Genomic DNA, 13,890 nt, shown 5'->3' with positions numbered 1-13,890 from the left:
TCGTCCCCGGCCGGATGGCGGAGCCGGCGCATTGAAACAGCTGAGCTTGCCCGGTCAAGCGCGGTCGGCGGGAACCGGAACGAGGGAGGCCCTCACCGTGTCCCCGGCGCATCCCCCCATGCGGGCGGGCCCCGACCACGTCGCGGCGCCCGGGATAATCCTTCACGAAGTTGGGTCAGGGGGCAGAAGTACTCACGCCTAAGCCCCTGAAGAACGGACGATTATTCCGTTGACCGGACGGCTGCGGCGCGGCCAGATTGGCGTGCGGTCCGGCCACGCCCGGCCCTTCCGAGGAGACGCTTCCCCCACGGCGTTCCCTTCGCGGAGCGGCCGGGACGCCGCCGGACCTGCCCATCTTTTCCCCCATGCGAGACCCCGACGGGGCGGCGCCGAGCCGCCCCGAACGGCCGCCGCTGCCCCTTCGGAGCTTTTCGTGCTGCGCCCATCCGCCTTCCTGTTCACCGTCGCGGCGGCCCTGCTCCTGTCCGCGGCCCCGGCCGCCGCACAGGAGCCGGCGGCCAAGCCCGCCCAGGGAAGTCCCGCCAAGGACAACCCGGCCAAGGACACCGCCGCCAAGGACACGGCTGCGAAGGACACCGCTGCGAAGGACAGCCCGCTGGTCTCCACCGAGTGGCTGGAGAAGAACCTCGACGCCAAGAACCTGCGGATCGTCGAGGTCAGCGTCGAGCCGGGCGTGTTCGAGCGCGGCCACATCCCGAACGCGCAGAACGTCGCGTGGCACACCGACCTCGTCGAGACGGTGAGCCGCGACATCGCCGGCCCCGAAAAGTTCACGGCTCTGGCGCGCCGCCTCGGCATCGATCGCGACACCACGGTCGTGCTCTACGGCGACAACAACAACTGGTTCGCCGCCTGGGGCGCCTGGGTGTTCGCCCAGTACGGCCTCACCGACACCGTCAAGCTGCTCGATGGCGGGCGCAAGAAGTGGGAGGCCGAGAAGCGCCCCCTCGACACCCGCACCGCCGAGGTCCCGGCCTCGACCTTCACGGCGCAGGCGCCCTCGGGGAAGCTGCGCGCCCGCTTCGCCGACGTGCTGGCGGTGGCGAAGAAAGAGCGCGACGAGCAGATCCTCGACATCCGCTCGCCCGACGAGTTCAGCGGCAAGATCATCGCGCCCGCCGGGATCCAGGAGCTGGCGATCCGCGCCGGCCACATCCCCGGCTCGGTCAACATCCCCTGGGCCAAGGCGGTGAATCCGGACGGTACCCTGAAATCGAAGGAGGAGCTGAAGGCGCTCTACGCGGCGGCCGGGATCGACGGCTCCAAGCCGATCATCACTTCCTGCCGCATCGGCGAGCGCTCCAGCCATTCGTGGTTCGTGCTGAGCCGCATCCTCGGCTACGACGCCCGCAACTACGACGGCTCGTGGACGGAATACGGCAACGCGGTCGGCGTGCCGGTGGTCAACCTCGCCGGCACGGTGTGGGGCGGCAAGTGAGCCGATACGACGCTCTGGCGGAGCCGATCGGCTCCGTCGGTTTCGCAGCCAAGCCGGCCCGGCGCCTGAGCGGGGCCGGGGTCGTGCCGGCCCTAAGCAGGCCGGCACCTGTCCCGGCGTCGCGCGGCCTCCCTCTGCGCGCAACAATCGCCGCCCTCGTCGCCGCCGGGCTCGCCGCCGGGGCGTGGCGGCTCTCCGGCGAGGCGGGCGGCACCCGGCTCGCCCTTTCCCTCGTCTTCGGCGCCCTGTTCGGCCTCGTGCTCCAGCGCAGCCGCTTCTGCTTCTATTGCCAGTGGCGCGACTTCCTCGTGCTCGGCGATCCCCGCGGGATGCTCGGCATCCTGGCGGCGCTCGCCACGGGAATTGCCGGCTATGCGGTGGTGCTCGGCGCCTGGATGCCCGACCCGTCGGGCACGCGGCTGGCGCCGGACGCGCATATCGGCCCCGTGGGGCCGGTGCTGGTGCTGGCCGGGCTCAGTTTCGGGGCCGGCATGGCCCTGTCGGGCTCCTGCATCAGCGCCCACCTCTACCGCCTCGGCGAGGGCTCGCCGATGGCGCCGTTCGCGCTGCTGGGCACGGGCCTCGGCTTCGGGCTCGGCTTCCTGACCTGGAACCCGCTCTACCTCGCCAGCCTCTCGGAGGCTCCGGTGCTGTGGCTGCCGCGCCATCTGGGATATGCCGGCACCCTCGGGCTCTCGCTGGCGCTCATCGCGGCGCTGGCCTGGCCGCTGCTGCGCCGCCTGCCCGCGCCGCAGCCGGCCTCGCGGCCCGATCCGCTGCACGCCGCCTTCGTCGCGCGCTGGCCGGTCTGGCTCGGCGGGCTGGCGGTCGGGGCCATCGGCACGCTCAGCTATCTCCGGGTCGGCCCGCTCGGCGTCACCGCCGAGATCGGGGGACGCACCCGGCAGGCGGCCGGCGCCCTCGGGCTGCTGCCGGAGCGGCTGGAAGGCCTCGACACGTTTCGCGGCTGCGCCACGGCTGTGCGAGAGGCCCTGCTCACGCCCAACGGCCTGTTCGTGGGCGGCCTCGTGCTGGCCGCCTTCGCCGCGGCGCTGGTGGCCGGCCAATTCCGCCCGGCCTGGCCGAAGCCGGGACAGGTCGTTCGGGGCCTGAGCGGCGGCCTGCTCCTCGGCTGGGGCGCGATGACCGGTCTGGGCTGCAGCGTCGGCACGCTGCTGTCGGGCATCATGGCCGGGGCGGTCTCAGGCTGGGTGTTCGGAGCGGCGATGTTCGCGGGCGCCGCGGCCACGCTGTGGCTCGGGCGGCGGGCGGGCGTCCTGAGTTGAGGCGGCGTCTGCGGAGGGGCCGCGCCTCGTCAAGTCAAGACGAAAGAGCGGGCACCGCGCGGCCCCCGCGACCAGATTTGAGGCGGCCCGCATCAGTGTCTCGGTAACGCCTTCGTGACAAAATCCTCCGCGGCCGCGACGGCCGCAGGAGGGCCGACGTGCAGAGCCGCCGGGACAGCAGGATCGAGAGCGGGGCGGTCCGCGCCGCGCTCGTCGCCGACCTCGCGTATTCGACGGTGCCGACCTCGATCATGGGCTGCACGCTCGTCGGGATCGCCGTCTACACGTATCTCCAGACCGGGCTGCGCCTCTTCCTCGTCACGGCCCTGTGCGGCGGTGCGGCCTCGGTGGCTCGGATCGTCCTGATGCGATTCCAGGCGCGACGCACGACCCGGGATGCCCTCGATCAGGACGATCCGCGTCCCTGGGAGCGGGCCCATGCAGTCCTGGCCACCATCGTCGCATTGTCGGTCGGCGTCAGCGCCGCGTCGATGTTCCGGCTGCACGATCTGCATCTTCAGATGCTCGCGACGGGCCTGATGTTCGGCTATTGCTCGGGCATCGTCGTCCGGGTCGGCATCCGGCCCTGGATCGCTATTCCGACCCTGCTCATGGCCGCGCTGCCGCCCATCGCCGCCGTGGCGTCGTGGAACGATCCGCCCCATCACATCACCGCGGCGGCCTTCTTCGTATTCCTGCTGGGCGGCTTCGACAGCGTCCGCCACGTGCACCGCAATGCGGTCTGGCATGTCGACATGCGCCTGAAGATGGCGCGCCTCGCCCAGCGGGACGCGCTGACGGGGCTCGCCAACCGGATCGGCCTGCGCGCGGCGTTCCGGGCCATCGACGCCGAAGCGCCCGTGGCGGTGCTGTGCCTCGACCTCGACGGCTTCAAGCCGGTGAACGACCGCTACGGCCACGCCGCGGGCGATGTGCTCCTGACGATGGTCGCCGAACGCCTCGCCGCGCTCGTCCCGGCCGAGGCGACCGTGGTCCGGATGGGGGGCGACGAGTTCGCCGTGCTGCTGCCCGGCCCGCGGGGGCCGGAGGCGGTCGCGGCCCTGGCCCGGCGGATCGACGCGCGCCTGCGCGAACCGTTCGCCCTCCCGGACGCGACGGTGACGATCGGGGCGAGCGTCGGCCACGCCGCGGCGGCCCGCAAGCCGGACGATGTCGAAGCGCTGCTCGTTCAGGCGGACGAGGCCTGCTACCGAGCGAAATCCGAGCGGGACGCCGGACGGCGCGCCGTCTCCGTGGTCCTGGGCGACGCCTGAGACCGGGCCTCGCCCCCGGGCCGTTCTTTCGGCTCATCGGCCCGGCGCACAGGGACGAGAGGCAGCCTGAGGGAGACGTCACGGTCCCTTCTCGTCGGCGAGAGCCATCGCCCGACCCGACCGCAGCCCCCCACCCCTTGGTCTACCGCACCGGCCTGCAACGCACCGGTCACCGCGCCGTCGCAACATGCCTAAGGAACCAAGTTTGGCACGCCAATCTGACAAGGACCTGTCGCGATGGGATCGCCGCCGGATCTCAGCCGGCCAAGCGCGACGGCCGCCCGGATGCCGAGTCCGGACGGCCATTCGCGTTTCGCAGAGGTCCGAGAGACCTGGGAAGCCAGCGCTCAGAGCAGCATGTCGCCGTCGTGGAAGGTGATGCGGCCCTTCAGTGTGATGGCGAAATCGGCCTTGCCATCGCTGTTCACGTCGCCGCTGAGCACCGTGTCGGCGCCCGAGAAGGCGGCGCGCACTTCGCCAGCATGGCGGCCGAAGGCGTGGTCGCCGATGAAGTGGAACGCTTGGTTGCCGCCGTGATGAGTGTCGGCGTCGATGCTGCGCAGATCGATGCGGTCGTGCTGCTCGTGGTGGAAGTCCTTGATGAGGTCGCGGCCAGCGTGATGCAGGGTGCTATCCCCGAAATTGGCGAACACGAAGGTGTCGGCGCGGGCGCCGCCGTTCATCGTGTCGTGGCCCCGCCCCGTACAGGGAGTCGTCGCCCGATTTGCCGAACAGCTGGCCGGACTCGACAGCCCGGCCGTAGCTTCGCAAAATATTATCAGCTTTTACAAATATAAAACAGGCATGTCGCGATACATATCTTGACTAAATGCGAATAAAATTCCCTATTTTGGTTTCATGCCCACGCATTTAAAAGCATTGTCGCGGGTCGAAAACCCGCAAAGTTCATCTCCCCACAGAAATATACACTCGATAGCGACCAAAATTATCGTCAATGGCCGCCCTGAACGAAGTAGACTGGCGAGGGAGGCGGATCGCAGGCTTTCGGCGCGTCGGCCGTGCAGGCGACCGGACGATCCCCGTTTCCGGCCTGCGCAAAGAATTCGAATCGGCCGGGCAGGCGCTGGCCGCTTGCGGCGTCGAGGACGGGCACACGGCGCAGGGCGCTTCGGCCCAGGCCGGGGATCGGGCGCGCCGGGCTCGGTCGGCTGTCCGCCGCCCGGGCGCGCACCGCCGAACCGCGCGGCTCGAGCGTGACCGGATCGAAGCCGTAACGGAAGGCCGCCCGACCGGGGAAGGCGACGAGGATCGTGCCCTCGTCCGGGTCCAGTTCGCGCAGTCGCGGGACGTCGGGCAGCGTCCCCGTCCCCTCGATCGGTACGCGCCGATCCGACTCGACGAGGAGGTGCGTCGTCCATCCGCTCCCCTCGGGCTTCGCCAGGAACACGGCGTTGTTCCCACCCGGGCCGTACCGCGTGTAGGCCACCATCGGCTGGCCGCGCTCGTCGGCTGCGGCGATGGGGGCGTTGAGCAGGCCCTGGCCTTCGCCGCGCCGCTCGATGGAGTCGGCCGTGTCGGGGGTGAGCGGCGCCGTGAGCCGGCGCCCGTCCGCACCCCGCCAGGTCTGGAAGTCGCGGGTCGCCGCGTAGCTTACGGCGAAGTTCGTCGCCGCGTCGCCGGTGTGGCGCCAGACGATTGCGACGTGGAACACGCCCCGCTCGTCCGCGACGAAGGGGCTCGGATAGGCGCTGACGGGCCGGCCCTGCCAGTTCGCCGCGAAGACCGGCTGCGCGGAGACGCGCGCCCACCGACCGTCCGCCCAGCGGTTGACGATCCACTCGCCGCGACCGCTCGCGCCGGAACGGTAGACGAACAGCAGGTTCCCGTCGTCGCCCCGCACGAAGCGGGGATAGGTGACACGGGCCTCGTCCGTCCCGACCATCCCGGCCGGGCGCAGCGAGGCCACGTCGTCGGGCTCGCTGGCGCGCGCATAGATCAGCCCGGTCCCATGCATGTTGCCGGCGACGTGCAGGCGCCCGCCCGAATCGAACGCCATCACGATCCCATTGTGACTGTCCCATCCGCCGAAGACCGCATCGAGGGTCCGCACGCACAGGCGCCGGGACCGCGGATCGAGGGAGGCGACCGTCAGGCGGCGTTCCGCATCGTAGTAGCCGAAATAGACGATCCCGCCGCGCTGCAGGGCGGCGTAGCCGACGGTCGTCCCGGCCCAGGTCGGGTCCATCTCGACCGCCCCGTCCCGGCTCTCCGCGGTCCGGCACTCGTTCGCAGCCGCCCCGCCCGCCTGCAAGGCGAGCGCGCCAAGCAAGAGCGCGGCTCCCCGGAGCGGGCCGCCCCGCCGCCATGTCGAAGTGGTTGCGCGCATCACTCCTCCCCGGGCGCCGACGCGCCCTGCCGATCGACCACGAAGCGTTCGGGCCGGGCCGCCCCCTGCGACAGGGCCGATTCCGAGACGAACGCGCCAGCGATTTCCCGCTTCGTTGCGCGCCCGGTATCCCAGACGGCAATCAGGGTGCCGTGCTCGTCCAAGGTGAGGTCAGGGTAGCTCGCCGCCCCCCCCGTCAGTAGCTGTGTCTTGGCGAGGGTGCGGCCGCCGTCGGTGGAGAGAGCCAACGTCATCCGCTTGCGCCGCCTCGGATCGTCGTTGAAGGCCACGGCCAGGGTGCCGTCCGGCAGCGGGATGAGGCGGGCCCGCGTCTCGGGATTAGGCGGCAAGGCCGCCCAACGCTCCGGGGGCGACCAGCGATTCAGGTCGGTGCCCTCCGAGCGGGAGACGTACTGACCTTCGCGGGTCCGGAACATGGCGAGGACCGAGCCGTCGCTGAGTGGGGCGAGAGACGTCTCCTGAAAGGAGAGGACGTCAGGCGTGTCGGGGATGCGGCCGACGCGGGTGAGACTGCGACGCTTGTAGTCGAGTTGGTAGATCCATTTCCCTGTCCCGCTCGGGAAGAGGGGCGAGCGTGGACTCTCGCGCAGGTCGACGGGCAGGAGCACCCGGCCCCCGATGAGAACCGGGCGGCCGGGAATGCCGGCATCCGCGAGACGCCGCACCACCATCGCCTTCGGATCCGGATCCCCGCCCGGCTTGTCGATCACCAGGGCATAGACGCCGTAGCGCAGATCGGAGACGCCGCGCGTCGTCGTGAAGAGAAGCCACAACGCGCCATCAGGATCGCGCCAGAGCTGCGGATCGAGGGCTCGCATGCCGGGCTCGTCCGTCACGACATAGCCGACCTCGCTCCAGCTGCGACCACGGTCGTCCGAGCGCTTGAGGACGATGAAATTGCCCGGCCCTTCCTCGGCGATCCGGTCGTCCCCATAGAACGCCACCCAGAGCCGGCCATCGACCGAGGCCACCGCCGGCACCCCCTGGAAGCTGCGCTGGGCCCGATCCGGCTCCGCGGCTGCGGAGACGAAGTGTGGCGCACCGGCCTCCACTGCGAGGGGAGCCGGCAGGGGCCTCGCGACGGCGACGCGACCGCCATCGGCCGTCACGGCCAGTGCCAGCAGAAGAGCGGGAAGGCCGAGGCGGCGAACGGTCCAACTCATGTGGAGATGCTCCCTGGAATGGCCGCGACGAAACACGGTAGCGTGAACCGTTCCGACCGGTCGAATCGGAATGCGTCATGCCTCGCTCCCTACGTCGGCGACGTTGGCGGGAGAGGGCAGCGCGGGGCGGCTGCGGGCCCCTGACTGGACCGGCAACGTGGCGCGGGCGTGGCATTCAGGCGACAGGTGCTTCGCCGCGTGCGTCCGTCGCCCGCGCCCAGGACGACGGCCTCAGGCCTGCCTCAATCCGACGCTCCACCGGTTGCCGATGGGCGCTGCCAGCACCGTGGCCTCGACCAGACCTCTTCGCGAAGGAAAATTCCTAGGCCCGCAAGGGGGCGCTTCGCGTGCGCGATTCGGCAGTCGGGGCGCTTTGCCGTGTGGAGCGGTCTCGGCCGATTACGATCGGTTAATCTCGCCCTGGCAAGCGTCTGGGGAGGATTCGGAGACTCAGGATGTCGACCTTTACCATCACGTCGGCGACCGACATCCTCGTCGGCGATGCCCAGGACGACCTGTTCGTGGTCGATGGCAGCCTCACGAAGCTTTCCGATGCCGACCGCATCGACGGTGGGGGCGGCAACGACACGCTGACCATCCGCTACGACACGATCAGGCTTGCCGCCTCCCGGCTCGCAGGATTGACCTCCATCGAGGCCCTCGACCTGACGGCGGGCACGGCGGATACGACGGTCGAACTCGATGCGCGCAGTGTCGGCCAGGCGGATGGCGACCAGCTGGAGCTGCGCTTCGGCGGCAACACCATGCTGCTCGACGTGTCGACGGTCGGCGCCGCCGGCAAGGTGGTGCTGAACGGGACCGGCCTCGTCACCCTGCGCGGCTACGAGGGGCAGGTCGTCACCGTTGCCGACGGCGTCAACGGGAACGTGGCCGGGGCGGGCGGCGGCGACGTGATTCGGGGGGGAAGCGGCAACGACCGGCTGTCGGGCGGGGACGGCGCCGACACGCTGTCGGGCGGTGCCGGGATCGATACGCTGTCGGGTGGCGCCGGGACCGATCTGATCATCCTCGGAGCCGGCGATCAGGCGACCGGCGGCGCCGACGCGGACCTGTTCGTGGTGCAAGCCGGGGGAACGGCCACCATCTCCGATTTCGATGCAGTGTCGCGAGTCGAGCGCATCGACTTGCGGGCGTTCGAAACCGTGCGAGGGATGGCCGACCTGACCCTGCAGGACGTGCCTGGGGGCGTCTCCGTCGGCATCGCCGGGACGACGCTGATGCTGCAGAACATCACCCAGAGTCAGCTGAGCGCGGCCGACTTTCTCTTCTTCGGCCAGACGCCGCCTCAGGCCTTCTACCTGACGAGTGGCGTCGACGCGTTCCAAGGTGGAGACGGCGACGATCAGTTCATCGTGGACGGGACCGCGACAAAGCTCGCATCGACCGATCGTATGAACGGTGGAAACGGCACCGATACGCTTACGTTCCTGGTGCCCTCGCTCAACGTGAATTCGGACCGCTTCGACGGGGCAACCTCGATCGAGGCGGTCGATATGACCGCCGCGACGCAGAGCCTCATCGTCGGCCTCGATGCTCACGCGGTCTCACAATCGTCCACGGACGTCCTGGAGCTTCAGTACGGCGGCAACGCCATGCTACTCGACGTGTCGACGGTCGGTGCCGCCGGCAAGGTGGTGCTGAACGGGACCGGCCTCGTCACCCTGCGCGGCTACGAGGGGCAGGTTGTCACTGTTGCCGACGGCGTCAACGGGAACGTCCAGGGTGCGGAAGCGGCCGACACGATCACCGGCGGCAGCGGTGCCGACAGGCTCGCCGGCGACGGCGGCCGCGACACGATCTCCGGCGGGCGGGGCAATGACATCCTGAAGGGTGAGGACGGCGACGACGTGCTCGACGGCGGCGCGGGCCGCGACACCATCGTCGGCGGCGCGGGTTTCGATCGGATCGTCCTCGGGGCCGGCGGTGCCGACACCGTGACGGGCGGGACCGAGGGCGATACCTATGTACTCACGGCGGGCGGCTCCGCCACGATCACCGACTTCGAGCTCGACGCTCTCCTCGAGCGCATCGACCTGCGCGCCTTCTCCGATGTCCACTCGATGGCGGACATGACGCTCACCGACACGAGCGCGGGCGTCTTGATCGCGGTCGGAAACGCCTCGCTCACCTTGAAGGGCATCGCCAAGGCACAGCTTTCCGAGAACAAGTTCATCTACATCGATAGCGACCCGACGGTCTTCAAGGTCGCGGCCGGAACGAGCGTGGAGGTCGTGCAAGCTCTCATCGACGGGGCGGGGGCCGGCGTGACGATCGAGCTCGCCGCTGGCGACTACTACTGGGATCACCGCCTCACGATCACCGACGACAACGTCACCCTGAAGGGTGCGGGCGCGGGAAAGACTGTCATCCACTCCACGATCAAGTCGGCGGAAGCTGAAAGCGCGATCCTGGCCTATGCCAAGGGCGAGCGAACCGCAGTCGGCACCTTTACGGCGAGCACCGCCATCGACGCGACCACGATCAAGGTCACTTCGACCGGCGGCATCAAGGTCGGTGACGTCGTCTACGTATCCCAGCTCAACGACAAGGCCTATATCGCCGAGACCGGGAACCAGGAATGGGCCAGGGTCCACGGTGCCGAGGCGTATCAGGATAAACTGACGCTTCGCGAGGCGCTCGTGCGGGTAACCGCGATCTCGGGCAACGAGGTGACGCTCTCGCACAAGCTTCCCTACGCCTTCGCGGCCGGCAAGGCGACGCTCTCGACGCTGCCGATGCTGAGCGGCCTCGATATCGGCGGCTTCACCGTGCGCACCGACGGAGCGGCACCCGACCCGCACTACTTCGACAATGTCGACAACAACTGGCTGAGCGTCCCGACAATCGAATTCCGCGGCGTTCAGGACTCGCAGTTCAACGACGTGAGCGTGATCAACTCACATTCAGTTCCGATCAAGTTCCAGACGACATTCAACATGTCCGGCAGCGGCTTCCTGGTCGATGGAGCCTATAACAAGCTCGGCGGGGACGGGTACGGCTTTTATCTTCAAGAGTCGTTTGCCAATACGTTCAAAGATGTCACGACCTTGAACGTTCGCCATGGCGTCATCACTTCGGCAGCAAGCGCAGAGCATTATAACACCATAGAGGTAACCTACACCAACCGCGACGTGAACTTTCACGGCGGCCCGGACTCGCGCAACACGATCCTCGTGAAGGAGATGGTGCTCGAATACGGCCCGAGCGGCGAACAGCAATGGCGCGCCGTCTCGCCGGGCTCGCCGCCGGAGCACCCGAAATCGACGATCGACGCCAATGACGTCCGCTTCGTTCGCATGACCGGCGGCGACCGCCCTGACACCGTCTATGGTGCCGACGGCAATGCCTACCTGAACGGCATGGATGGCAACGACATCCTCTACGGGGGCAGGGGGAACGACACCATCATCGGCGGTTTCGCCTCCGACCTTCTCTCGGGAGGGGATGGCAACGACACGATCCAGGGCGATTCCGGTGTCGACACCGTGCTCGGCGGTCTGGGCAACGATCAAATCTCCGGCGGCACGGAGAACGACATTCTAAGCGGCGAGGGCGGAAACGACCGGATCACGGGCGACGCCGGCGACGACACTCTGAACGGCGGCAGCGGCGCGGACATTCTGACGGGCGGGCTCGGCAGCGACCGTATCTCGACCGGCGCAGGCAGCGACCGTATCGAGCGCAGCTTCGGTGAGGGCAACGACATCATCACCGACTTCACGGCCGGGGTCGGCGGCGACGTGCTCGCCCTGAACGGCTTGGCGATCAAGAGCTTCGCACAACTCAAGCTCATCCAAGTCAACGGTGGCACGATTCTCGACCTCGGGAACGACGGGAAGATCACGCTCTCCGGGGTCACCGCCAAGGCCCTGACCACAGCGAACTTCGCGTTCGGGACGATCGGTAAGGCGACGGCGATACTTGGGGGGAGCGGCTTCTCGCGGATCGTAGGAACCGATGGCAACGATACGATCGAGCTCAGCCGGACCTACCTGAGCAACAAGACGCCGATCTATGGCGGAGCTGGTTTCGACGTCGTCAAGCTGTCCGGAAACGTTGCGCTCGACGCAGCGACCTTCGATCTGCGGGGCGTCGAGGCCTTGGATCTCACCGCCGCCTCGACCGTGCGCGTCGTCATGAACGACACTCAGATCCGGCAGGCTGACACTGGCGTATTCGGTCTGCGTGTCGGAACGAAGGGCGAGATGATCCTCGACGCCGGAATCGCGGCGGCAGGGCTGACGCTCGCGGTCGAGGGGACGCGCCTCGTCAAGCTGACGAGCAACCGCGACCAGACGCTCACGATGACGTCCACCGTCGGCAGCCAGCTGCTGGGTGGGGCGAAGACCGATACCGTCCTGGGTGGCGCGGGGGCCGACCGGTTCGACGGCGCAGGCGGCAACGACGTGCTGTCCGGAGGAGCGGGCCGCGACACGCTGATCGGCGGCCTCGGCGACGACAACTTGGTCGGCGGGCCTGCTGGTGACACGCTTGACGGCGGCGACGGTCTCGACTTCGCTTCGTATGCTTCATCTCGGACGGGCGTGGTCGCCAGTCTTGCCAATGGCACCGCGAATACGGGCGACGCTGCCGGCGACACCTACCGCTCGATCGAAGGGCTCCGGGGCTCCGCGTTCAACGACACCCTGCGGGGGGATGCCGGCGCGAACGTCCTGATGGGCGGGGCCGGCGCGGACCGCCTGGAGGGCGGTCGGGGCATCGATACGGCGAGCTACGCGGAGGCGGCCCTCGGCGTCGTGGCCAACCTCGCCCGTCCGATTGGGAACACCGGCGAGGCAGCCGGCGACACCTATTCGAGCATCGAGAACCTGATCGGCTCTCAGTTCGACGATCGTCTCACGGGAACGGCGGGAGACAACCTGATCGATGGTCAGGCGGGCCGCAACATCCTCGCCGGCGGAGGTGGCAACGACACATTCATCGGCGGCATTGGCACCGACCGCTACGTAGGTGGCGCCGGGTCAGACACGGTGACCTACGCCTCCGCCACGTCCGGCATCGTCGTGAGCCTCTCCGCGCCGGCCGGCAACACCGGGCTCGCCAAAGGCGACACCTTCGAAACCGTGGAGAACCTTGTCGGTACGGCCTTCGCGGACTCCCTGACCGGGGACGCGGGAAACAACGTCCTCGACGGCGGCCTCGGATCCGACAAGCTCAACGGCGGCCTGGGAGACGACACCTACTATCTCGACGTGGCAACCGACAGCGTCACGGATTCCGGCGGGATCGACCACGTTCTTGTCTCGTTCAGCTATTCTCTTGCCGGCACTTCGATCGAGAATCTAACGCTTCTCGGACTCGGCAACTTCAGCGCCACCGGAAACGCCTCGGCCAACACGATCACAGGAAATGCCGGCGCGAACCGGATCGACGGAGGGGTCGGCGCAGACAAGATGACCGGCGGACTTGGTGACGACGTCTACTGGGTCGACAACACGGGCGACCGGGTCGTCGAAGCCCGGAACGGCGGCACGGACGCCGTGATCTCCAAGGTTTCTTTCAGCCTCGACGGGACCTACATCGAGAACCTTACGCTCGACGGAACGGCGAATATCGACGCAGTCGGCAGCGCGGCTGCAAATATCATCCGCGGCAATGCAGGGAGCAACGACATCCGGGGCGGTCGCGGCGCCGATACGCTGTATGCCGGCAACGACAATGTCACCGACATCTTTCATTACGTCTCGGCCGGCGACAGCGGCCCTTCTCTGGCCGCAGCCGACCACATCCTACAGTTCGATGTCGCCTTGACAGCGAGCTATACCAAGTCAGACAAAATCGACTTGAGCGCGATGGATGCGGGCACGGCCGCCGGTGACCAGGCGTTCCGATACGTCAACGAGTTCGTGTCCGCACGCTCCGGGCAAGCACAGGGCCAGATTATGGTCAAGGCCGTTGGCACAGATGCCCATGTCATGATCGACATTGATGGCAACAAGACAACGGACATGCTGATCATCGTCGAGAATACGCCCAGCCTGACGGCTTGGGATTTCATCCTCTGATTTCGACCAGCGGGGCGACGCATTTAGAGCGTCGTCCCGAAAGTTGGCTTGCGGCCTTCGGAAGAAGACGATGCGAACCAATAACGTAGAGCATCGTGCTGGATCCGATATCCAGGACGATGCTCTAGAACCGTATCCGACCTGATTGCATCAGGCCAGGTACGGCTTTCGCTTTATGTTCGGTCATGCATTCTTTCGACGAACCGGCATCTACGTCGTCGAAACGCGTTCCGGCCATTGGCCACATTCGCTAAAGACGAACCGGCGGAAAACCTTCATCCAGCAAGAGCGCG

At 68.1% G+C, this 13,890-nt stretch carries 7 protein-coding genes; 4 read left to right on the top strand and 3 right to left on the bottom strand.

What is annotated here, in order from left to right; all coding sequences use genetic code 11:
- Nucleotides 1-433 precede the first annotated feature (433 nt).
- From BM140_RS07410 to BM140_RS26555, 3 genes are all read left to right on the top strand, one after another.
- On the top strand, nt 434-1,459 hold the full coding sequence (locus BM140_RS07410) for a sulfurtransferase (RefSeq protein ID WP_425287046.1): 1,026 nt from the start codon (nt 434-436) through the stop codon (nt 1,457-1,459).
- The gene (locus tag BM140_RS07405; RefSeq protein WP_342030024.1) at nt 1,456-2,745 is read left to right on the top strand and encodes a YeeE/YedE thiosulfate transporter family protein; all 1,290 of its coding nucleotides are present in this window, start codon (nt 1,456-1,458) and stop codon (nt 2,743-2,745) included. The genes BM140_RS07410 and BM140_RS07405 overlap by 4 nt, the downstream gene beginning before the upstream one ends.
- A gap of 158 nt (nt 2,746-2,903) precedes the next feature.
- A complete protein-coding gene (locus tag BM140_RS26555) occupies nt 2,904-4,019 on the top strand; it encodes a GGDEF domain-containing protein (RefSeq protein WP_091943577.1) in 1,116 nt (371 codons plus the stop codon).
- Nucleotides 4,020-4,366: 347 nt separating this feature from the next.
- Here BM140_RS26555 and BM140_RS07395 read toward each other — a convergent pair whose 3' ends face one another.
- The 3 genes from BM140_RS07395 to BM140_RS07385 all read right to left on the bottom strand — a co-directional run bounded on the left by BM140_RS07395 (nt 4,367) and on the right by BM140_RS07385 (nt 7,550).
- A complete protein-coding gene (locus BM140_RS07395; RefSeq protein ID WP_091943575.1) occupies nt 4,367-4,702 on the bottom strand; it encodes a calcium-binding protein in 336 nt (111 codons plus the stop codon).
- Between the two features lie 269 nt (nt 4,703-4,971).
- Entirely contained in the window at nt 4,972-6,366 is a 1,395-nt protein-coding gene (locus BM140_RS07390) for a BNR repeat-containing protein (protein WP_091943573.1), read from the bottom strand.
- Nucleotides 6,366-7,550, bottom strand: coding sequence for a sialidase family protein (locus tag BM140_RS07385; protein WP_091943571.1), 1,185 nt, complete (start codon nt 7,548-7,550; stop codon nt 6,366-6,368). Before BM140_RS07385 ends, BM140_RS07390 begins: the two co-directional genes overlap by 1 nt.
- A gap of 455 nt (nt 7,551-8,005) precedes the next feature.
- Here BM140_RS07385 and BM140_RS25080 point away from each other — a divergent pair, with 455 nt between their 5' ends.
- On the top strand, nt 8,006-13,597 hold the full coding sequence (locus BM140_RS25080) for a calcium-binding protein (protein WP_114435983.1): 5,592 nt from the start codon (nt 8,006-8,008) through the stop codon (nt 13,595-13,597).
- Nucleotides 13,598-13,890 lie beyond the last annotated feature (293 nt).

The organism is Methylorubrum salsuginis, from assembly GCF_900114375.1.
In the GTDB taxonomy this organism is placed as follows: domain Bacteria; phylum Pseudomonadota; class Alphaproteobacteria; order Rhizobiales; family Beijerinckiaceae; genus Methylobacterium; species Methylobacterium salsuginis.
This window is presented reverse-complemented; position numbering and strand designations above follow the sequence as displayed.

What these genes read in the sequence shown, in the direction of transcription:
- BM140_RS07385 (WP_091943571.1), bottom strand. Translation starts at nt 7,550, where the DNA reads ATGAGTTGGACCGTTCGCCGCCTCGGCCTTCCCGCTCTTCTGCTGGCA.
- BM140_RS25080 (WP_114435983.1), top strand. Translation starts at nt 8,006, where the DNA reads ATGTCGACCTTTACCATCACGTCGGCGACCGACATCCTCGTCGGCGAT.
- BM140_RS07395 (WP_091943575.1), bottom strand. Translation starts at nt 4,702, where the DNA reads ATGAACGGCGGCGCCCGCGCCGACACCTTCGTGTTCGCCAATTTCGGG.
- BM140_RS07390 (WP_091943573.1), bottom strand. Translation starts at nt 6,366, where the DNA reads ATGCGCGCAACCACTTCGACATGGCGGCGGGGCGGCCCGCTCCGGGGA.